Source organism: Cytobacillus sp. C11.1, from assembly GCF_058145115.1.
In genome coordinates this window covers 419169-440183 of record NZ_CM176935.1, presented here as the reverse complement: position 1 = coordinate 440183, position 21015 = coordinate 419169, and the positions used below count along the sequence as shown (strand labels likewise).

The window sequence follows — 21015 nt, the reverse complement described above, 5'->3', positions numbered from 1 at the left end:
TTTTCTGTGAAAAAGAGTGTATTAATCTTATCCCTTCATGTACCTATACTTAAATCATAAATGAAACCGCTTTACATAATGGGTAGTAGGAGGAGAAAAATATGAGTGGTTCTTGGCTTGAACTAGAAGGAAAAGTAGCAATAGTAACGGGTGGTGCCTCTGGTATCGGCCTGCAAATTACAGAAGAATTGATTAAGAACGGAGTTAAAGTTGTCGTTTCTGATATAAATGGCGAAGATGGACAGCAGGCAAATGGTTCATATTTTATTAAATGTGATGTAACTAAAAAAGAAAGTGTTGACCAAATGGTAGCCCAAACTGTTGATTTATTTGGTTCAGTGGACATCCTTGTAAATAATGCCGGTGTATAAACTTGCCTCGCTTATTAGTGGATGCAGTTGGAGAAAGACCAGAGTATGAACTAAGTGAGAAAGATTTTGATCTTATGGTAGCTGTTAATCAAAAAGGACCTTACCTGTGTTCACAAGCAGCTGCTAAAGAAATGGTTAAACAAAATAAGGGAGTTATTATAAATATTGCTTCAGAAGCTGGCCAGGAAGGTTCTGCTGGGCAAAGCTGCTACTCTGCGACAAAAGGGGCCATCATTTCATTTACACGTGCATGGGCAAAGGAACTGGGTAAGTTTAACGTCCGTGTTGTAGCTGTTGCTCCTGGAATTTTGGAAACAACAGGTTTAAGAACGCCAGCTTATGAAGAGGCTTTAGCCTACACAAGGGGTGTTACAGTAGATGGATTGAATACTGATTATAGCAAGTCCATTCCATTGGGGCGTGAGGGTCAGCTTAAAGAAGTTGGTGATTTAGTCTCTTATCTGGCTTCAGACCGTTCAAGTTATGTTACAGGCACAACTGTTAATATTTCCGGCGGAAAATCCAAGGGGCTGATTCAATGGAAAAAGCATATTAGATAGATGATTGATGGAGAATATCGGAAAAAATCCAAAAAAGACAACATTATTTTCATTATTCCGATATAATTTATACCATTCATTTTAACGGAGGAGGTGGTGATGACATGTCTGATGTAAGTATAGATGAACGAGTCTTTCAAATCATTGAGCTGGTCAGGAAAAAAACTTTCTGTCCATTAGACTATCTGGCAGAAGCAATTGGTGTAAGCACTAGAACGATTCGAAATTATGTTAAACAGCTTAATAGTGACTTATATGGTATAGCGGCGCTGGAGAATGAGAGAGGTAAGGGGTACTGGCTGGACATTAAGGATGAACAGATGTTTGAAGAGTTCATTGAAACATTTAAATCAGAAAAAGCTATGCTGGATTCACCACAGCGCCGGATTGCTTTTATCATTGACCATTTAATAAACAGCGATGAAACGAATACCCTGGATGAATTAGCTTTTGCTATAAATATTGGAAAGACTACGCTAGTAAATGAATTAAAAAAAGCGGCAGTTTCCTTAGAAACATATAATCTATCCATACGCGGGAAACAAAACAGCGGAATGTATTTAACCGGCAGTGAGCTGGATATGCGCTTTTTTATTCTTGATAACGTGTATGACTACCTATATAGCGAATATCCTCTAGACGAGGATATTAAGGAAGAAGTAATTAGAATCACTCAGCAGCATGATTTGGAATCGTCTACGCAAGATCGATTAATGAAGTCAATCATTGTAATGCTGGATCGATTTTTAAAAGGTCATTCCATTGAAAAAATGAGTGATAAGCATAATAGGCTATTGAACACAAAGGATTATCAGATTGCTCTGGAGATAGCGGAAACAATAGAGAAACAGCTTCCAATCAGGATTCCTAAGCAGGAAATATTATTTATCACGATTCCCATTGCAGGCAGAAGAACTCCAACGAATACTCGAAGCATGGCCGATATCACCATTACTGAGGATATAAAAACCCTTCTAAACTTAATTATGGAACAGCTGGGATTTGAAAAGGAAATAGTCCTGGAAAATGAAGAGTTTTTTAAGGATCTGCAATACCACTTAACTTTTATGTTAAACCGTCTCATGTTTAACATCCGTATAGATAATCCGCTGCTTGCAGATGTGAAGGAGAAGTATCCTGTTGCATATAAAATGGCAGAAATAGCTGGTCAGGTAATTGAAAAAGAATATGAGGTAAAGGTCTCAGATGATGAACTTGGATATATAGCCTTTTATTTTGGAGTGTTTATTACTCAAAATGATGTAAAAACCAAACGATTGAAGCAGGTTGCTGTCATCTGCGGCACAGGCAGGGGAACAGCCAAGCTGGTGGCGATACAGCTCCAGCGTGTCCTGAATCCTAATACTCAAATCGACCTTTTTTCTGAGTCAGAAGCTTCAAAAGAGCTATTGGATCATTACAATATTGTATTTACAACGGTGAAGCTTGAATTTGAAACTGATGCTCCAATCATTATGATTGACGAGATATTCAATGAAAATAGTGTTTCCAAACAAATTGAAAAAGTGACCTATCTGCAAAAATTTAAACTTAAAGATGAGGGCCAGCATAATTCGATCGTGAAGCTGTTAATTAACAAAGAGAAGTTTTTTCTTTTAGACAGCCGCAAAAGCTATCGGGAAAATGTGATGTACATGGTTGATCATTTAGTGGATAAAGGATATTTGGATGCGGGATTTAAAGAAAGATTAAAAGATAGAGAAGCTAAAGGATCGATGGTATTTGATCGGTACATAGCCTTGCCGCATACCAGTAATACCGCAACAGACAAAATTGAATTGGCGCTGGGTGTCTTTCCGCAAAACGTCCTGGCTGACGGAAAAGAAATTAAATTGGTCTTTTTATTAGGGATTCCAAAACAAACAGATTATGATGCGAGTCTTCTAGTGAAAATTTATGACGAAATTATCAGGATTGCAGCTGACGATCAGCTGATCGATCAGATGGCACACTCATCCAGCTATGAAGAATTAGGCAACTGCCTGGTGCGTGCAAGCAGGTCATAATTGAATCAAATGTTAGGAAGTGAACAGCAATGAATATTTTAGTGATCATGATTTTTATCGCAGGAGCATTTCTGGTTCAAATGGGACTAGGGTTTCTGCAAATAAAGCATTTTTCAAATTCCTATGCGGAGCTGAGAAGAATAGGCAAAGTTGCCATTGGCAAGAAACCTGGGAAGTTTCGAGCTGGAACCATTGTCCTTTTTGCCGTTTCAAATAGCGGAAGAATCTTAAAGGCTCAAAAAATGCAAGGGGTTACCATCATGGCGAAGGTTAAGGATTTGCCAGGTTTTGAAGATAAAAACATCAGAACGTTAAAAGAGGAGGATTTGGCCCATTGCAATAAGCTCTTGAAGCAAGCCATCCTCGATGCAGCATCCAATTATAAGATTATCATGAGCGGAGGAGTTATTCCTGAAAAGAGTAGTCTTTTTAAGAACATGATGCTGAAGGCTGAACGTGCTGTTGCTGTAAAAAAATAATAAGAGGTGAAAGTTAATGGATTTTATCATCAAATTTGCTGAAGGCTTTATGAAATTATTTCAAACTGGCGCTGATGTTTTCATTTCTTGGATGACCGGCATTGTCCCAGTTGTATTACTTTTAATTGTGGCTATGAATACCCTTATACAAATTATTGGAGAAAAACGAATTAACAGGCTGGCAAAGGCATCATCGAAAAACCCGCTATTAAGATATATGGTTCTTCCGTTTGTTGGTTCTTTTATGCTTGGTAATCCAATGGCATTGTCTTTGGGACGTTTTTTACCTGAAAAATATAAGCCAAGCTACTATGCATCTGGAGCTTATTTCTGCCATACAAGCAATGGTTTATTCCCGCATATCAACCCTGGTGAATTATTTATCTTCCTTGGTATTGCAGCAGGAATTGAAACACTTGGTTTCAGTACAGCAGAATTGGCTGTCCGTTACCTCCTGGTTGGTCTTGTCATGAACTTCTTTGCTGGATGGATTACGGACTTCACAACAAAAATGGTTGAAAAACAGCAGGGAATTAAATTGAAAACGGAAGTTAAATTAAATCACTAGGATTTTGAGGGGGTTAAGGAAATGGCTGAATATCGTTCTATTAAAGTTGTAAAAGGCAGCGGAGGGTTCGGAGGTCCGCTGACGATTACTCCTACAGATAAAAGAAATAAAATTGTCTATATTACAGGCGGCGGTTCAGAGCCTGATATTGTTGAGAAAATTGCAGAGTTAACAGGTGCTGAGCCTGTGAATGGGTTCCAAACCTCTGTACCAGATGAGGAAATCATGGTTGCCATTATTGACTGTGGCGGTACACTGCGCTGCGGAATTTATCCGCAAAAACGCATTCCAACTATTAATATTATGCCGACAGGCAAAACAGGCCCTTTGGCTAAATTTATCACTGAAGATATTTATGTATCTTCTGTTGGGAAAGATCAAATTGAACCTGCGGATGATGCAGAAGTGCATGTAGCTGCCGCAGCAGAAAAGCTTCCAGAACCGGAAAAAGAGTATAAATACAGTACAGATAAAAAGATTTCTCAAACGCTGGCTGCCAATAAAAACAAGAGCATTATAACTAAATTCGGCTTAGGTGCGGGTAAAGTAATTAATACTTTCTATCAGGCTGCACGTGATGCAGTCCAAACAATGATCAACACAATCATTCCATTCATGGCCTTTGTATCTTTATTAATTGGAATTATCCAGGGATCAGGAATTGGAAATGTATTTGCTGATGTCATGGCTCCTTTAGCAGGAAACATATGGGGGCTGCTATTGATAGGTTTCATTTGTTCACTGCCGTTCTTATCTCCATTACTCGGACCAGGAGCGGTTATCGCACAGGTTATTGGTACATTAATTGGAGTCGAAATTGGTAAAGGCAATATTCCGCCAAACCTTGCTCTTCCTGCTTTGTTTGCTATTAACACTCAAAATGCCTGTGACTTTATTCCAGTAGGTTTAGGGCTGGCAGATGCTGAACCTGAGACAGTAGAAGTCGGTGTGCCATCTGTTCTTTATTCTCGTTTCTTAATAGGGGTCCCTCGGGTGTTCGTAGCGTGGCTGGCCAGCTTCGGACTATACGAATAAGAATTAGTAAGCAGTTCTATAACTATACTAAATTAGAAGACAGAAGGAGGCGTTAAAGCACAACTCCTTGTTGATGCTAATGCTTATGAAAAAAATTTATGAAAACAAAATAAAAAATGTTGGCCCATTTGCTAATACATTCCTTGAAGAGAAAATGTTTATTTTATTCGGTAATGAGGCTCCCCAAGATTTAAAAGATTTCTGCTACAACATAGATGTTGTAAATGCTGATGGAGAAATTAAAGAAGGCCAAAAGCTGCTTATTAATGATGATGCTTTTGAAATTACGGCTGTTGGCAATCTTGTGCAGCGTAACCTTACTACTCTTGGCCATATTACATTAAGGTTTGATGGGATGACAGATGCTGAGCTTCCAGGAACCTTATACTTAGAAAATAAAGAAATCCCTCCTATTGATTTAAATACTGAATTAAAGATTGTTAGTGAATAATTAAGCAGATGATTAACCTCTGCTGACTTAACAAACAAAGAGGCTTAATCTATTAATGGTTAAGTCTCTATTTTATGAGGAGGATAAAAATGAGACTTTACATAGACTCTGCAAATGTTGAGCAAATATGTCATCTAAATGAGTATTATCCGATTGCCGGGGTTACAACAAATCCATCTATTCTTGTCAAAGAGAATCGCCCTTTCTTGGAAGTTCTGAAAGAAATTAGAGAAGTTATTGGCGAGGAGAAAGAGTTATTTGTGCAGTTAATTGGAGAAACCGCTGAAGAAATGATAGAAGAAGCGAATTTTTTAATGAGGGAGTTAACTGGCAAACTAGCGGTAAAAATTCCTGTAACAGAGGAAGGGCTTAAGGCGATTAAAATCTTGTCCGCAGCAAATATCCCCGTACTGGCGACTACAATCTATACTTCTATTCAGGCACTTATGGCAGCATTAGCTGGTGCTAAATATGTGGCACCTTATGTGAACAGGATTGATAATTTAACCGGTAACGGTGTAAAAGTAGTATCAGAGATTGCTCAATTCTTTGAAAGCTACAAGTTATCTACAGAAATTCTTGCAGCCAGCTTTAAAAATGTCCAGCAAATTCATGATGTTTGTCTGGCAGGCGCGGAAACGGTAACTGTCAGCCCCGATCTCATTGAGAAATTCATTGCTTTTCCTGCTACAGCTTCTGACGTGACAGTATTTAAAACGGAATGGCAGAAAGCCTATGGAACAGATTTAATCCATTCTTAAAAAGAAAGCAGGGAGAAAAATGATTGAGAAACAAGTGGTATTTTTTGATTTAGACGGCACACTTTTAACAAGTGATTTAAAAGTAGCTAGCAGTTCAATTGAGGCGATTCATAGGATACGAGAGCAAGGGGTAGAGCCTGTTATTGCTACGGGAAGAACGATAATGGAAATAAGATATGTTATGGAAGAAACAGGAATACGTTCCTGTGTAGCTATGAATGGCCAATATGTTCTTTATGAGGGTGAAATAATATATGAGAACCCACTAGATGTAAATGAAGTGAAAGCATTGCATGAAGGATCTTCTAGGAATGGGCATGAATTGGCTTTTTACAACGCTGAAAACATTACGGTTACGGCTGCGGAATCAGAATTAATTACGAAGAACTACCAGCGGGTAGGCGGGGTATATCCCCCGATAGATGATGGTTTATACTTAAATGAAGCCATTCATCAAATGCTGATATTTTGTGAAGAGGGAGAAGAAGCATATTATCAGGAACGTTTTCCTTACTTCCAATTTGTGAGGAACTCTTCGTTTGGGTGTGATATTTATCCTGCGGGTACTTCTAAAGCAACGGGAATTGAGAGGCTGCTCTCATTAAAAAACATATCTAGAGAGTCAACCTATGCTTTTGGGGATGGATTAAATGACTTGGAAATGTTCCAGCTAGTTCAACACCCCATTGCAATGGGGAATGCTTTAGATATTGTAAAACAGTCTGCTAAATATGTAACACATTCACATGATGAAAATGGTATTTTGAAAGGTTTGGAGCTGTGTGGTTTACTAAATCTTAAAGCAGTTTAGATCGTAAAGGGTAAAAAATAATTATTAATGGAGGCCAGAATTAAACGGCCTCCTTTTATTTTTCTTAAATTTGTACTTCAATTATTAACAAATGAGTATTATTATTTTCCTTGTCTTTGAAAATAGATTAATGAATTTGTATGAGCAAATTCTTCATCCCTGGATGTTTTAACATAAGCCGCAGTCCCTAAATTTAAAAGAGTGCCATCCTATTAGATAAAAGAGAAAGTTTTAAAACTGAAGTGCTTGTCCTCACATATGTTCATGCATATGGGGAACAGGCACTTTTCACTTGTTCAATAATCATTGCTTAATCCCCTAATCCGCATTATAGTGGATACGAAGGATTAGTCATTACAAACCTATATATATATGAAAGGTTTATATAAAGGAGAATGAATGAAATGCTAGCAGCAAAGAACAGCTACAGAATTGAAACAGATTTTCTTGGCTCTAAGGAAGTTCCTGCCGATGCCTATTATGGCGTTCAGACCCTTCGTGCGGTTGAAAACTTTCCGATTACCGGCTACAGAATTCATCCGGAGTTAATCAAGGCAATGGCGATGGTGAAAAAGGCGGCGGCCATAGCGAATATGGAAGTTAAGCGGCTTTATTCAGGCATCGGAGACGCGATCGTCCAGGCAGCGGATGAAATGATCGAAGGAAAATGGCATGATCAAGTCATTGTTGACCCGATTCAGGGCGGTGCCGGAACGTCTATTAATATGAATATGAATGAAATCCTTGCTAACCGTGCGATTGAAATAATGGGCCATGAAAAAGGTGATTATACGCATTGCAGCCCTAATACCCATGTCAATATGTCACAATCAACGAATGATGCCTTTCCGACAGCGATGCATATCTCTGTTTTAAATCTGCTGGATCAATTAATACCGACGATGGAATATATGCATTCGGTTTTCCTTGAAAAATCGAAGGAATTCAACCATGTGATTAAGATGGGGCGGACTCATCTTCAGGATGCGGTTCCGATCAGGCTTGGCCAGGAGTTTGAAGCTTATAGCCGTGTTATTGCACGGGACATTAAGAGAATTAAACAATCCAAACAGCACTTATATGAATTGAACATGGGTGCCACGGCAGTTGGAACCGGACTAAATGCCAGCCCTAAATATATTGACTTTGTCGTGAAGCACATTGCCGACATCAGCGGCCTGCCTTTTACAGGAGCAGAACATCTTGTGGACGCTACGCAGAATACGGATTCCTATACAGAAGTCTCCGGAGCATTAAAAATCTGCATGATCAACATGTCAAAAATCGCAAATGACTTACGGTTAATGGCGTCAGGACCAAGAGCTGGCCTAGGGGAAATTTCACTTCCTGCCAGACAGCCGGGTTCTTCTATTATGCCAGGGAAAGTAAACCCTGTGCTGCCGGAGCTTATCAACCAGGTTGCTTTCCAAGTAATCGGCAATGATCACACCATCTCTCTTGCATCTGAAGCCGGCCAGCTTGAATTGAATGTCATGGAGCCAGTCTTGATCTTTAATCTTCTGCAATCAATCAGCATTATGAATAATGCGTTCAATACTTTTACAGAGCATTGTGTAAAAGGAATCGAAGCCAATGAAGACAGGCTAAAGGAATATGTAGAGAAGAGTGTTGGCATCATTACCGCGGTCAACCCTCACCTCGGATATGAAGTAGTATCCAGAATTGCGAGGGAAGCTATTTTAACTGGATCTCCAATCAGGGAACTATGCTTAAAATATGATGTTTTAACAGAAGAAGAACTTGATTTAATACTAGATCCATATGAAATGACGGATCCTGGCATCGCAGGTGCTGCGCTGCTGGAAAGAGACTAAATCGAAGTGCCTGTCTCCACATGCTTTGGGGGGACAGGCATTTTTGTGCTGAAGGGGGAAAAGCATTCTTATTTGGTGCCGCAGCTAATAAGAATGTATTGTAAGAGTGAGTTTTTCATATGTGCGGTGAACCGTATCGTAAATAAATGAGGTTTTATTTGAAGCATATAAACAGATGATGAAGGGAAAAATTCTGAAAAAGAATTAAAGGAAGGTCCTCATAAGAGTGATGAAGGACAAAACCAGGTAAAAAGCAAGAGAAGAGTCCTTCATAGGAGTGGTGAAGGACAAAACCAGGTAAAAAGGCAAGGATAGAGTTTTTCATAAGAGTGATGAAGGACAAAACCAGGTAAAAAGGCAAGGGGAGAGTCCTTCATAAGAGTGATGAAGGACAAAACCAGGTAAAAAGCAAGAGAAGAGTCCTTCATAGGAGTGATGAAGGACAAAACCAGGTAAAAAGCAAGGGTAGAGTCCTTCATAGGAGTGATGAAGGACAAAACCAGGTAAAAAAGCAAGGGTAGAGTCCTTCATAAGAGTGATGAAGGACAAAACCAAGTAAAGAGCAAGGATAGAGTCCTTCATAAGAGTGATGAAGGAAAAAACCAGGTAAAAAGGCAAGGGTAGAGTCCTTCAAAAGAGGATGAAGGAAAGGAAAGGGCCCTTATTTAAAAGTGATAATTCCTAAATGAATTTTATTCATAATATGACCATTGATGTACTCCGACTATAGAAAAATTTTTTTCTAGAATTCTTTTTATCCTCTTTTTAGAATGCACCACTTTACACCAGTCATGAATGATATTTGTAGTAATTTTTTGATTGGGGAAAAGAAGCTTAAATTCATTCACATTGCGCATAACGGCAGTTGCAACCATTTCTTCGTATCCACATTCCTTACAAATACATACCCTACCCCCGACAGTAATTGAAAACGAGGTGCATTTAGGACAAGTGATTCCTTTTCGCAGCAGGTAATAATTATATGAGGGTAATAGTGTAAATGGAGAGTCTTTAATATGCAATGAAAGTAATTTGTCAGCTAGAGTTTTGTGTTTTTCATTTAACTTTGAAGGTATCGTACTTAGCTTTTTTATATATCGATTAACTTGAGTTGGGAGAATAAATGGTTTGTTGAGAGGTGTTTGGTATAATGTAAATTCGGGGTTAATAAAAACGACAGAAGCATAAATCGGTATACTAAATCTGAGATTTTGGAGTAACTGACGTAACAGAGATTCGCTTCTATTCAATTGGTTTAATGGGTTATTCATTTCAGAGTCGGGAGCCTTGTATAATCTTTCTGATTCGTAATAATAATCACCTTCAAAATTTTTCACTTCGAAAATATAAATAGATTCTTGAAAAATGATAAGTGAGTCGATTTGGAACGTGGTGTTATTTTGTTTTAGTAGTAAATCATTTAATATAAAGCATTCACACTGAATCTTTTCTGTCAATGAATCAAATATTTTCTCACCTTCATACCCCTTTTTAATATTGAAATAGTGTTGCTTGTCTTTTTTAGATAAATTCATTCGAGTGTTTAATGACTTCAGTATAAGTAGTTCAGTGGATTCATTACGAGACTTATATGGGCATAGTCGACATCCTTTCTATTTATTAATACTTCAAAATCTATTATACATAATATCATGTTGAAGCATTAGGAAAAACCCCATATAGATACACCACGGAGAACGTACCATAAGTAAAAAAGCGTGTAACCATTTATAGTCACACGCTTATTTTACTATTCAGCTTTTGATATATTTTCGGTTGTTCAACCACTTTATGATCCATTCTCCGATAAACAAGGGCAAGAAGCATCGATGGAATGGTACAAATAATCATCCCGATAAATGCGTATCGCGGTTCAATTTCGTATAAGTAGCCGCCGAAAAGGGTGAACACCGCTGTGCTCCAGCTAAGTGCGAGCGCTGAGTATATTCCTTGTGCGTTTGGAATCTGAGCATGTGGAATATTTTTGAATAGGAATTTCATAAAGGCATAATGCCCCAGCGCAAATGAGAAGGCATGCAATGTTTGGGCGATCGAAAACACAATGACATTTGGAAAGGCAAATACTAATATCCAGCGCACAGTTGAACCCAGTGCTGCTAGTGCCAGTAAAGAGCCAACTGAAAACTTTTGAAAGGTTCGATCTGCGATGGCAAAGAAAAGGATTTCTGCAATCACGGCAATGTTAATAATCACGCCAATTAAATATTTGGGTACATGGATTTCCTGTAAAAATAGATAGCCATAGTTGTAGTAAGAAGCGTGTGCCGCCTGCAGCAGAATGACTATTGTGAGCACCAGACCAAAGTGTTTGATGCTAAATAATTTCAGCATGCCGCCTTTTTTTGTATGATCAGCTTTTGGTTTTTCAGATAAGGCATCAGGTGTGGGCATAAGGCAAAGAGACATGAATACCAATGCGCCGAATAACAGTGCCCAAAAAATCACTTCATCACCAAGCGCCCCTGTAAAGAAAGTTAAGATTAAGCCGCTCACGACAAACGCGATGGACCCCCAGGAACGGCTCTTCCCGTAATGTTTTAATTGTTTATTCTGTACAAGTACGCCAGCAGCGCTATCCAATGCTGGCATCAACGATGGGTAAAAGAAGTGTAAAAACAACGTTGCCGTAAGTAAGCTGGCAAAGGAGTCAGCCGGAATACAGCTTAGAAGAGAAATCACCGTGCCGATTGCCATCCCATTTAATAGAGTTTTACTGCTGAATTTACCCGATAAATAAGGAAAGGCAAATAAAGTAGAAAGGCCTCGTGCAACTAACCCTAAACTCATAATCAAACTAGCTTCAGTAACTGTAAATCCTTTTGCATAAATGATCCAACCTGTCCAATAGGGCAGAAAAATACCCCATGTCATAAAGAAACTAAAAAACTGTGTGCTCATCCAGCGTTGTGTGTTCATTCTGTATCCTCCTAATGTTTGCATAATACCATGGAGATACGTACAATAATATGAGATATCTCATATTATTGAGGCGGCGAGCTATGGAAATTTATAAAAACGAGAAAAGGCAACGCTATATAGAGGAACACTCGATTGGGCATTTATTCTCTTTTCCGATTGAGGAGTTTATAGAGGTACATGAATATAAACGCAATGAATGGATTATTCAAGAAGGCATGCGGCCGGATTTTTTATTTTATGTCATTGAAGGCAAAGCCAAAATTTATGTGACACATCAAAATGGAAAGGTTTCCTTAATTAATTTTATTAATGCGAATGATTATATAGGGGAAATGGAATTATTACATCAAATTTACTATACAAAAGGAATCCAAACCTCCACAAAGACAATTTGTTTTGCGATTCCTTTTCATCGTTGCCGCAAACAAATGTTGGATGATGCCAAATTTCTGCGTGAACTAACTAAGTTTTTAAGCTTAAAAGCAACACAAATGGCCGCAAAGTATTCCCAAAGTCTTGCCTTCCCGCTTGAAAACCGGCTTGCGGATTTTATTTTGCAAACAGCTGATGGAGAGGTTTATAAGGAAAAACATGTAACCGTTTGTGACTTTTTAGGCGTCTCCTATCGACACTTATTGTATGTGCTGACACAATTTTGCGAAAAAGGGTATTTGCAAAAGGAAGGAAGGCACTATCGTATTCAGGAGCACAGTGCATTAAATGAGCTTGCCGGGAAGCTGATGAATAAATAGCGAACAAAAGTGCCTGTCCCCATAAAGTAGGTGGGGACAGGCACTATTTTTGAGAGGATGCTGCTGGGAGAGCGTCCTTTTTTTGCGTAAAACTACGAGTTTTACTGTAATAGGGAGAGGAAATCTTTGAAAATTAGATTTTTCGCTTTCTACGCGGCTGATTCTATCCTGTTTTCTGAGTTTCTCTGCGTATAACAGCAATTTCTCTACGTAAAGGGCTGTTTGCAGTTTTTTCTTAAGTCAGCGTACCTTTCTTAAAAAGTCACTCGATAACGTTGTGTACTTTTGAAAAGACACCAAATAAAAATTGTGCTTATAGTTTGATTCTAGAAGGAAGATGTCTGAACTGCTCAAAATTCAATGTAAAGGGCAATCTGGCCTCTTTTGTCTAAGAGCGCGTTGATATGGTGGAAGTCAAATTGGATGGTGAAAAACTTGAGATGCCGGTTCAATGGCAACAGCTAAAAAATAGCTTTAAACCTTGCATGTAATTCAGTTGAGGCGTTGGTTCTTGTCTATTTCTGACCCCTATGGACGGATTTCTCACTTTTTAAACTGCTTTAAATAGTTTATAATTATTAGATAATGGTAGATGTTTTAGTCTATAGGTCATTATAATAGATTATGGTATGGGTAATATAAAATAGAGATAATAGAAATAGAAAAGGCGTTTTCCTAGGTGGCGCCTTGCTTTTTGTGACACCTAAGTATACTCAAATATAGAGGATAAGGAAGGTTATCATGAGCAACGTACAGAATAAAACAGACGTTATCTTAATTGGTGCCGGAGTCATGAGTGCGACTTTGGGATCTATACTGAAAGAGTTATCACCGGAATGGGAAATCAAAGTGTTCGAGAAACTCGCCAAAGCAGGAGAAGAAAGCTCTAACGAATGGAATAATGCAGGTACGGGCCATGCTGCGCTGTGCGAGCTTAACTATACACCTGAGAAATCTGACGGATCCGTTGATATTAGCAAGGCGATAAAAATTAATGAACAGTTTCAGCTTTCAAGACAGTTTTGGTCTTATCTTGTAAAGAGCAATCTCATTCGCAATCCACAGGAGTTTATTATGCCAATCCCTCATATGAGTTTAGTACAGGGGGAAGAGAATGTTACGTTCTTGAAAAAGCGAATGGAAGCGTTGTCAGCCAATCCCCTGTTTCAAGGGATGGAATTTTCCGAGGATCCTGAGAAGCTGAAGGAATGGGTTCCGCTCATCATGGAAGGGCGTACATCGGATGAACCGATAGCGGCTACAAAAATCGACTCTGGAACGGATGTCAATTTTGGCGCTTTAACACGCTTGCTTTTTGAGCACTTGGAGAGCAAAAACGTAGAGGTTAACTACAAGCATAGTGTGGAAGACTTTAAACGTACCAGCGACGGTTTGTGGGAAGTGAAAGTGAAGGATATCGAAAGCGGCAAGATCGAATATCATACGGCAAAGTTCGTTTTTATCGGCGGCGGGGGCGGAAGTCTGCCTTTACTGCAAAAGACCGGTATTCCTGAGTCAAAGCATATTGGCGGATTCCCGGTAAGTGGACTATTTATGGCATGCAATAATCCGGAAGTCATAGAGCAGCATCATGCAAAGGTATACGGTAAAGCTAAGGTTGGAGCTCCTCCAATGTCTGTCCCTCATCTTGATACAAGATATATCGACAACAAAAAAACCTTGCTGTTTGGACCGTTTGCCGGCTTTTCACCAAAGTTTTTAAAAACGGGCTCAAATCTGGATTTAATAGGTTCTGTAAAGCCGAATAATGTCATCACTATGCTGGCAGCAGGCGTAAAAGAGATGGCATTGACAAAATACCTGATCGAGCAGGTTATGTTATCGAATGAAAAGCGTCTGGAAGAATTGCGCGAATTTATCCCGAATGCCAAAAGCGAGGATTGGAGTATAGTAGTAGCAGGCCAGCGTGTGCAAGTGATCAAGGATACCGAAGCCGGTAAAGGAACACTTCAGTTTGGTACGGAAATTGTAAGTGCCGAAGATGGCTCGGTCGCTGCATTGCTTGGGGCTTCTCCGGGTGCTTCTACTGCCGTTCATGTTATGCTTGAGCTATTAGAAAAATGCTTCCCGCAGCATATGTTTAAGTGGGAGCAGAAAATAAAAGAAATGATTCCCTCTTATGGCGAGTCACTAGTGCAAAATCCTGAGCTATTCCAAGAGATTAACTCTTCAACAGCGCAGACGCTTGGTCTAAGCAAACAAGAATTGGTCTACAGTTAATTTTGGATGAATTGAAGATAATGAAAAAAAGTTAAGTTATTAATAGATGTCATGGATAAATAAAGTATAGAACCTTTGATCTGTCTTCTCTGGATTGAAGGTTCTTTTTTTGGAGATTCTTGGTGCTGAAGGTGCCAGCGGGACGTATTGTATTATTCTTTATAGACGTGTGTTAGCATAATCGATTATCAATCAAACGTTTGATTGAAAAGAAAACATAAGAAAAGCCGTTCCTGCCTAAACGCAGGAGCGGCTTTTTATGTGATTGGAGGGCAGCAAGTCAAAACGTATATGTTGATGCGTCAAACCTAGTTTCGGATCAGATAGTCAAAGGCTCCGAGAGCTGCAGTTGCACCGGATCCCATGGAGATGATGATTTGCTTGTAAGCACTGTCAGTACAGTCTCCTGCAGCAAATACGCCAGGGATGTTGGTAGCGCCTTGTTTGTCGACAACGATTTCGCCGAAGCGAGTGCGTTCAATCTTGTCGCCTAACCAGTCCGTGTTCGGAACGAGACCGATTTGGACGAAGACACCCTGCAGTTCAACGTGGTGAAGCTTTTCTGTTTCACGATCCATGTATGAAATACCGTTTACTTTGTCAGTGCCGGTGATTTCTGTCGTTTGTGCGTTTGTGACAACCGTTACGTTCGACAGGCTGTTCAATCGTTCTTGCAGAACGGCATCAGCTTTCAGTTCCGGATTGAATTCAATAACGGTTACATGGTTTACAATTCCAGCAAGGTCGATGGCTGCTTCTACGCCGGAGTTACCGCCGCCGATAACAGCTACGTCTTTGCCTTCGAACAATGGACCGTCACAGTGAGGGCAGTAAGCTACCCCTTTGTTTTTGAATTCAGCTTCGCCTGGTACGTTCACATTTCTCCAGCGTGCACCAGTTGAAAGAATGACGGATTTACTCTTCAGAACAGCACCGTTTTCAAGTTCGATCTCAACAAGGTCTTTCTTTTCAAGGCTCTTGGCACGCTGCAGGTTCATGACATCGATGCCATAATCCTTAACATGTTCTTCGAGGCTTGCTACAAGCTTAGGACCTTCTGTGTGCTTCACGCTGATAAAGTTTTCGATGCCCAATGTATCCATAACTTGTCCGCCGAAGCGTTCCGCAACGATGCCTGTGCGGATCCCTTTACGGGCTGCGTAAATCGCAGCACTTGCTCCTGCTGGGCCGCCGCCGATGACAAGCACATCATAAGGACCTTTATCTGCGAATTCTGATGCGTCAGGGCCAGATCCCATTTTGGCAAGGATTTCTTCAAGGCTCATGCGGCCGCTGCCGAATTCTTCCCCATTTAGGTATACAGTTGGCACTGCCATGATCTCTTTAGCGTCAACTTCCTCTTTATAAGCTGCGCCATCGATCATGGTGTGTGTAATATTAGGGTTCAGAACGCTCATGACGTTTAGCGCTTGTACCACATCAGGACAGTTATGGCAGCTTAGGCTGACATAAGTCTCGAAATGATAATCTCCCTGGATGGTTTTCACCTGGTCAATGACTTTTTGGTCAACCTTAGGAGCTCTACCGCTAACTTGAAGCAGAGCAAGCACTAAGGAAGTAAACTCATGGCCAAGAGGGATGCCGGCAAATGTGATGCCAGTGTCTTCACCAGGTCGATTTACACTAAAGCTTGGCGTTCTCTGCAATTCAACGCGCTCAACTTTAATGCGGGAGGACATGGAAGACAATTCATCCACTAAAGCCAGCATGTCGCTGGATACTTTATCAGATCCCGCGCTGACTTTTAGAAGGATATCGCCCTCCAGCATTTGAAGATATTGAGCTAATTGTGCTTTTATATCTGCATCAAGTAACATGTTTATCCTGCTCCTTAGATTTTACCTACAAGGTCAAGGCTTGGCTTAAGTGTTTCAGATCCTTCTTTCCACTTAGCCGGGCAAACTTCACCTGGGTTGTTACGTACATATTGTGCTGCTTTAAGCTTGCTTACAACCTGGCTTGCGTCACGGCCGATGCCGCCAGCGTTGATTTCAACAGTTTGGATGATGCCATCTGGATCGATGATGAATGTTCCGCGTTCAGCTAGTCCATCTTCTTCGTTAAGAACATCGAAGTTGCGGGAAAGTCTTTGATTAGGGTCACCAATCATAACGTATTCGATCTTTCCGATTGTTTCTGAGTTATCGTGCCAAGCTTTGTGAGTGAAGTGTGTATCAGTTGATACAGAATAAACTTCAGCTCCCATATCTTTTAGTGTTGCATATTCGTTTTGAAGGTCTTCTAATTCAGTAGGGCATACGAATGTAAAGTCCGCAGGGTAGAAGCAAACTACGCTCCATTTGCCTTTGAAGTTTTCTTCTGAAACATCGATGAAATCACCGTTATGGAAAGCTTTTGCTGAGAATGGTAGTACTTCTTTGCCGATTAATGCCATGATAAAATTCCTCCTTAAAATGGTTGAGTGATATGATTATTAATTAAACAGCGAACTATTTAATAATAATTCTAATTCGGTAATCATTATCATATAGGTTAGATTTTTTGTCAAGGGATAAGCTGTGAAAATGTAGCTTGATTTTGAATACAGGGTAAAAACCTTTAATGCTAACTGGAAGTAGTAATAAAGGCGCAGCATGTTAAAAAATGAAACCTAATCTACATGGAAGAGGAGAGCTGCAAACAGGCGGGGTTACCGCCGATTTAACAGATTAACGCTATCTCTCCCTGCTTACCCTGCTGTTGTCCCCTTCAATCTCAACTAATGGGATTTTTAAGTTTATAATTGAGAATATGAATCTGAATGAGTGAGTTTCCGACGAATTCGATTCAGGAAGTGTTGAGCTGTAACTAAGGCATCGGTCACCATTTATCTATAATTCCCTTTTGAGCCAAAACCAATTCTTATTCTTCTGCGATTATTTCGAATGCCCTGAGAACAGATAATGAGTTTAATCAAATGTTTGATTGAATAAACGGTTAATAATGCTATGAATGAAAGCAGCGGCAAATATCCAAACTGATTTTACAAATAATTTTCCAAAAAGCTGCCTGTGCATGCTCTCTTTTTTGCCGCGAAGGCTTATCAAAAGCGAGCTGTATATTTATAATAGGGTGAACCTATCTATAGAATGCGGAGGAAGAGGGAAATGTCTAATTTGCCAAATTGCCCGAAGTGTAATTCAGAGTATACGTATGAAGACGGATCGCTATTTGTATGTCCGGAGTGTGGGCATGAGTGGACAGCGGAGTCTGAGGCAGAGAAACATGAAGACGAAAAGGTGATTAAGGATTCAAATGGGAATGTACTGAATGACGGGGATACTGTAACAGTCATTAAGGATCTTAAAGTGAAAGGTTCTTCTTCCGTTATTAAGATCGGAACGAAGGTTAAAAATATCCGCCTGGTTGATGGCGATCATGATATTGATTGTAAAATCGACGGCTTTGGTGCGATGAAGCTGAAGTCCGAGTTTGTGAAAAAGGTGTAATAAAAACAGCCAGTTCCATTGGGGGACTGGCTGTGATATATTACTGTTCGTCTTCAAGATCCTTTATCAACTTCTTCATCTCGGTAATTTCTTTGAGCTGTGCTTTGATAATTTCGTCAGCAAGCTTTTGTGCACGCGGGTCTTCAATGTTGGCGCGTTCACTTGTAAGAATGGCGATGGAATGGTGCGGGATCATCGCTTTCATCCAGCCGGTATCATCCACTGTTGTTTGGCTGCGCACCAGCCAAAGCGAAACGGTGAATACTAGTGCACTTCCGGCAAGAATCATTGCATTTATTTTTGTATTTTTGTACATTTTCCACATGAACAGCAGCATCACGACTGCCATCACTGATCCCATAATCAATGCCATGAACACACGAGTTTGGCTGTAAAAAACATGATCAAATTGGAATACGTTCAAGAACATAAGCCAATACATAATAAAAGTAGAAACGGCAATCATAGCCAGGAATTTTCCATATTGCTTCATGATCATCCTCCTTGAATCTTAGTACTGTTAAACTTGCTATCTGATTTCAATGCTCGGCGACCCGTGGGCGGTTGGGGAGCCTCATAGACGCTCTCGTTGGAATTTGATTAAGCATCCACGATTAAATACCCCACGAATGTATTTTGAGGATTTCGCGTCTTCCGCTCCAATCAACATGGTGCCGATTCAACAATAAGCTTACACAATGCTTTAAAAATATACGATAGCGTGTATTATTTCGAATTCCCCAATTATGTAGGGTTCAAACGAAAATATAAATCGAAAAGGAGCCAGTTCCTGTAAGCGGGAACTGGCTCCTTTCCTGAATAATACTTTCAATTTTTTCTATTAATAATAACATGGTTTGTGCTCCTTCATTCTACTATCTGTAACCAATAGTTAATTCAATGGATAATAGAAAAGTCCTGCTTTAGAAAAGGGGAGGCATCGTCTTTAGGAAGCTAAAATAGTTGTGGCGGCAGTACCATCTCTGGTTTATGATAAAGATAGAATATTGAGAAATTAAAACTGAGAAAAATAGGAGGGAGCCTATGTTTCTTTTAGACTATATTGTTAATCTCTCCATTTTTTCATTACTGGTCAGTACACCCTTAGTCATCCGTTCGTTTATCAATCATAAGCCGCTTAAACAGATGCGGCTTTGGGGCGGTTTATATGCGGGAATCGTGTCCTCTGTGCTCGTTGGTCTTTCATTTAATGAACAAGGTTATGCTTATGATATCCGATATGCCATTCTAATATTGGTATTTTCATATTTGGGTCCAGGTGCAGGTTTCATAGCCGGCAGTTTTGCCTTGGTTACCAGACTGATGGCCAGTGAAAATTGGCTGCCTGCCATTGTGGGCTGGCTCATTATTATGATTGTTTTTACAGCAATCCATAAATATAGACCACACGTTAAACCAGTTAGAAAAATGGCCATTCTTTATGTCGCTTACTTGGCTATCTACGTTATTACTGTACCAATCATTTTTAACGTTTTCCGGGATGATCTTATTTTTCACCTTCAGTATTTAGTGTTTGTGACATTCGGCGTAATGATTGGAAGCTTGCTGATCGAGTCCTATGAAAGGCTGCTTCGAATCATAGCGGAAAAAAAGAAGATGGAAAAGACGCTGGAGGAAAGTGAATCTAAATACCGGCTGATTGCCGAGAATACATCAGATCTAATAGCAGTGATGGATCGGGATCGAACGTTAAGTTATTTCTCTCCGTCTCATGAACTTGTTCTGGGGTATAAAGGACCTGATTTAGAAACGATGGAAATTGGTGAAATTGTCTATCCGGAAGATGTAGATATGTTTCTGGCCAATCTGAAAAAGATATTTGAAGACAATGAGGCCATTTCGATGGAATTTCGTCTGAAGCACCAGGAAGGACAATGGATTGAATTTGAATCGCGCTGTATGCCTGTTATGGGTGAGAGCCAAGAGGTTGAGCATATTGTCATGATTAGCCGTGATATTTCTGAACGCAAAAAAGCTGAGGAATTTCTTTTGCAATCAGAAAAGCTATCCATCGTTGGAGAGCTGGCAGCTGGAGTAGCGCATGAAATCCGAAATCCGCTCACAACCATCAAAGGTTTCGTGCAGCTTTATAAAAGTGAAAACAGCCAAATTGAATATAGTGATTTACTGTTAGATGAACTTGAGCGTATTGAAAATATCACAAGCGAAATGCTATCGCTTGGAAAACCGCAGGCGATCCAAATGAACCGTGCCGATTTGCGGGAAATTGTTGAGAATACAGTTGAACTGCTGTCTCCGCAGGCCAATATGAATGCCATTCAATTTAATATTGCCTTTGAGGCGGCAGATTTTTTTATCACATGTGAAAAAAACCAAATCAAACAGGTGTTTCTGAATATTTTTAAGAATGCCATGGAAGCTATGCGTGATGGCGGGGTTATTAAAATTGATCTCCGCCATGGTGCAGAAGGGGAGTGTGTGGTTTCTGTTCAAGACCAGGGCTGCGGCATTCCGGAAGAGCTGCTGCCACGTTTGGGTGAGCCTTTTTATACCTTGAAAGAAAAGGGAACGGGGCTAGGGCTGATGATCTGCCATAAAATTATCAAACAGCATAATGGCAGGATCTCTTATCAAAGCAAAGTGAATGAGGGCACGATGATAGAGATTGTGCTGCCGCTGGCGAGTTGAAGTAAGTTCTATATTGTGGTTTGTATATAGTATTCTGAGGACAT

Annotated in this window: 17 protein-coding genes and 1 pseudogene; 13 read left to right on the top strand and 5 right to left on the bottom strand. The window is 39.9% G+C overall.

Going from position 1 to position 21015, the window contains the following annotated elements:
- Nucleotides 1–101: 101 nt before the first annotated feature.
- The 9 genes and pseudogenes from AC3ZVC_RS02255 (at nt 102) to aspA (ending at nt 8898) form a co-directional block, all read left to right on the top strand.
- Nucleotides 102–931, top strand: a pseudogene (locus AC3ZVC_RS02255) (SDR family oxidoreductase).
- 104 nt (nt 932–1035) lie between these two features.
- Nucleotides 1036–2958, top strand: coding sequence for a BglG family transcription antiterminator (locus AC3ZVC_RS02250; RefSeq protein ID WP_490066074.1), 1923 nt, complete (start codon nt 1036–1038; stop codon nt 2956–2958).
- Between the two features lie 29 nt (nt 2959–2987).
- Entirely contained in the window at nt 2988–3437 is a 450-nt protein-coding gene (locus tag AC3ZVC_RS02245; RefSeq protein ID WP_490066073.1) for a transcriptional regulator GutM, read from the top strand.
- A gap of 16 nt (nt 3438–3453) precedes the next feature.
- On the top strand, nt 3454–4005 hold the full coding sequence (gene srlA / locus AC3ZVC_RS02240) for a PTS glucitol/sorbitol transporter subunit IIC (protein ID WP_035331648.1): 552 nt from the start codon (nt 3454–3456) through the stop codon (nt 4003–4005).
- Between the two features lie 21 nt (nt 4006–4026).
- A complete protein-coding gene (srlE, locus tag AC3ZVC_RS02235; protein WP_035331647.1) occupies nt 4027–5040 on the top strand; it encodes a PTS glucitol/sorbitol transporter subunit IIB in 1014 nt (337 codons plus the stop codon).
- Nucleotides 5041–5125: 85 nt separating this feature from the next.
- Entirely contained in the window at nt 5126–5491 is a 366-nt protein-coding gene (locus tag AC3ZVC_RS02230) for a PTS glucitol/sorbitol transporter subunit IIA (protein WP_214728848.1), read from the top strand.
- Between the two features lie 89 nt (nt 5492–5580).
- Entirely contained in the window at nt 5581–6252 is a 672-nt protein-coding gene (locus AC3ZVC_RS02225; protein ID WP_490066072.1) for a transaldolase family protein, read from the top strand.
- A 19-nt stretch (nt 6253–6271) separates the two neighbouring features.
- The gene (locus AC3ZVC_RS02220) at nt 6272–7063 is read left to right on the top strand and encodes a Cof-type HAD-IIB family hydrolase (RefSeq protein WP_490066071.1); all 792 of its coding nucleotides are present in this window, start codon (nt 6272–6274) and stop codon (nt 7061–7063) included.
- A gap of 404 nt (nt 7064–7467) precedes the next feature.
- Nucleotides 7468–8898, top strand: coding sequence for an aspartate ammonia-lyase (aspA, locus tag AC3ZVC_RS02215; protein ID WP_490066070.1), 1431 nt, complete (start codon nt 7468–7470; stop codon nt 8896–8898).
- Nucleotides 8899–9590: 692 nt separating this feature from the next.
- On the opposite strand, the gene AC3ZVC_RS02210 is transcribed toward aspA, so the two are convergent.
- Nucleotides 9591–10433: a nuclease-related domain-containing protein gene (locus AC3ZVC_RS02210; RefSeq protein WP_490066069.1), complete on the bottom strand. Its 843-nt coding sequence runs from the start codon at nt 10431–10433 to the stop codon at nt 9591–9593.
- A gap of 199 nt (nt 10434–10632) precedes the next feature.
- A complete protein-coding gene (locus tag AC3ZVC_RS02205; RefSeq protein WP_490066068.1) occupies nt 10633–11835 on the bottom strand; it encodes an MFS transporter in 1203 nt (400 codons plus the stop codon).
- 83 nt (nt 11836–11918) lie between these two features.
- Here AC3ZVC_RS02205 and yeiL point away from each other — a divergent pair, with 83 nt between their 5' ends.
- Nucleotides 11919–12590, top strand: coding sequence for a transcriptional regulator YeiL (yeiL, locus tag AC3ZVC_RS02200; protein ID WP_490066067.1), 672 nt, complete (start codon nt 11919–11921; stop codon nt 12588–12590).
- A 741-nt stretch (nt 12591–13331) separates the two neighbouring features.
- Nucleotides 13332–14831, top strand: coding sequence for a malate:quinone oxidoreductase (locus AC3ZVC_RS02195; protein WP_490066066.1), 1500 nt, complete (start codon nt 13332–13334; stop codon nt 14829–14831).
- A gap of 308 nt (nt 14832–15139) precedes the next feature.
- Here AC3ZVC_RS02195 and ahpF read toward each other — a convergent pair whose 3' ends face one another.
- Together ahpF and ahpC are read right to left on the bottom strand one after the other, a co-directional pair.
- A complete protein-coding gene (gene ahpF / locus AC3ZVC_RS02190) occupies nt 15140–16669 on the bottom strand; it encodes an alkyl hydroperoxide reductase subunit F (protein ID WP_490066065.1) in 1530 nt (509 codons plus the stop codon).
- A 14-nt stretch (nt 16670–16683) separates the two neighbouring features.
- The gene (gene ahpC, locus AC3ZVC_RS02185) at nt 16684–17247 is read right to left on the bottom strand and encodes an alkyl hydroperoxide reductase subunit C (protein ID WP_490066064.1); all 564 of its coding nucleotides are present in this window, start codon (nt 17245–17247) and stop codon (nt 16684–16686) included.
- Between the two features lie 712 nt (nt 17248–17959).
- Between ahpC and AC3ZVC_RS02180 the strand changes: the two genes are divergently transcribed.
- On the top strand, nt 17960–18301 hold the full coding sequence (locus tag AC3ZVC_RS02180; RefSeq protein WP_490066063.1) for a zinc ribbon domain-containing protein YjdM: 342 nt from the start codon (nt 17960–17962) through the stop codon (nt 18299–18301).
- A gap of 40 nt (nt 18302–18341) precedes the next feature.
- On the opposite strand, the gene AC3ZVC_RS02175 is transcribed toward AC3ZVC_RS02180, so the two are convergent.
- Nucleotides 18342–18794 (bottom strand): DUF305 domain-containing protein, encoded by a 453-nt coding sequence (locus AC3ZVC_RS02175; RefSeq protein WP_490066062.1) that lies wholly within the window; start codon nt 18792–18794, stop codon nt 18342–18344.
- Between the two features lie 551 nt (nt 18795–19345).
- Here AC3ZVC_RS02175 and AC3ZVC_RS02170 point away from each other — a divergent pair.
- Nucleotides 19346–20971: an ATP-binding protein gene (locus AC3ZVC_RS02170; RefSeq protein WP_490066061.1), complete on the top strand. Its 1626-nt coding sequence runs from the start codon at nt 19346–19348 to the stop codon at nt 20969–20971.
- Nucleotides 20972–21015 lie beyond the last annotated feature (44 nt).

What these genes read in the sequence shown, in the direction of transcription:
- AC3ZVC_RS02250 (WP_490066074.1), top strand. Translation starts at nt 1,036, where the DNA reads ATGTCTGATGTAAGTATAGATGAACGAGTCTTTCAAATCATTGAGCTG.
- AC3ZVC_RS02245 (WP_490066073.1), top strand. Translation starts at nt 2,988, where the DNA reads ATGAATATTTTAGTGATCATGATTTTTATCGCAGGAGCATTTCTGGTT.
- srlA (WP_035331648.1), top strand. Translation starts at nt 3,454, where the DNA reads ATGGATTTTATCATCAAATTTGCTGAAGGCTTTATGAAATTATTTCAA.
- srlE (WP_035331647.1), top strand. Translation starts at nt 4,027, where the DNA reads ATGGCTGAATATCGTTCTATTAAAGTTGTAAAAGGCAGCGGAGGGTTC.
- AC3ZVC_RS02230 (WP_214728848.1), top strand. Translation starts at nt 5,126, where the DNA reads ATGAAAAAAATTTATGAAAACAAAATAAAAAATGTTGGCCCATTTGCT.
- AC3ZVC_RS02225 (WP_490066072.1), top strand. Translation starts at nt 5,581, where the DNA reads ATGAGACTTTACATAGACTCTGCAAATGTTGAGCAAATATGTCATCTA.
- AC3ZVC_RS02220 (WP_490066071.1), top strand. Translation starts at nt 6,272, where the DNA reads ATGATTGAGAAACAAGTGGTATTTTTTGATTTAGACGGCACACTTTTA.
- aspA (WP_490066070.1), top strand. Translation starts at nt 7,468, where the DNA reads ATGCTAGCAGCAAAGAACAGCTACAGAATTGAAACAGATTTTCTTGGC.
- AC3ZVC_RS02210 (WP_490066069.1), bottom strand. Translation starts at nt 10,433, where the DNA reads ATGAATTTATCTAAAAAAGACAAGCAACACTATTTCAATATTAAAAAG.
- AC3ZVC_RS02205 (WP_490066068.1), bottom strand. Translation starts at nt 11,835, where the DNA reads ATGAACACACAACGCTGGATGAGCACACAGTTTTTTAGTTTCTTTATG.
- yeiL (WP_490066067.1), top strand. Translation starts at nt 11,919, where the DNA reads ATGGAAATTTATAAAAACGAGAAAAGGCAACGCTATATAGAGGAACAC.
- AC3ZVC_RS02195 (WP_490066066.1), top strand. Translation starts at nt 13,332, where the DNA reads ATGAGCAACGTACAGAATAAAACAGACGTTATCTTAATTGGTGCCGGA.
- ahpF (WP_490066065.1), bottom strand. Translation starts at nt 16,669, where the DNA reads ATGTTACTTGATGCAGATATAAAAGCACAATTAGCTCAATATCTTCAA.
- ahpC (WP_490066064.1), bottom strand. Translation starts at nt 17,247, where the DNA reads ATGGCATTAATCGGCAAAGAAGTACTACCATTCTCAGCAAAAGCTTTC.
- AC3ZVC_RS02180 (WP_490066063.1), top strand. Translation starts at nt 17,960, where the DNA reads ATGTCTAATTTGCCAAATTGCCCGAAGTGTAATTCAGAGTATACGTAT.
- AC3ZVC_RS02175 (WP_490066062.1), bottom strand. Translation starts at nt 18,794, where the DNA reads ATGAAGCAATATGGAAAATTCCTGGCTATGATTGCCGTTTCTACTTTT.
- AC3ZVC_RS02170 (WP_490066061.1), top strand. Translation starts at nt 19,346, where the DNA reads ATGTTTCTTTTAGACTATATTGTTAATCTCTCCATTTTTTCATTACTG.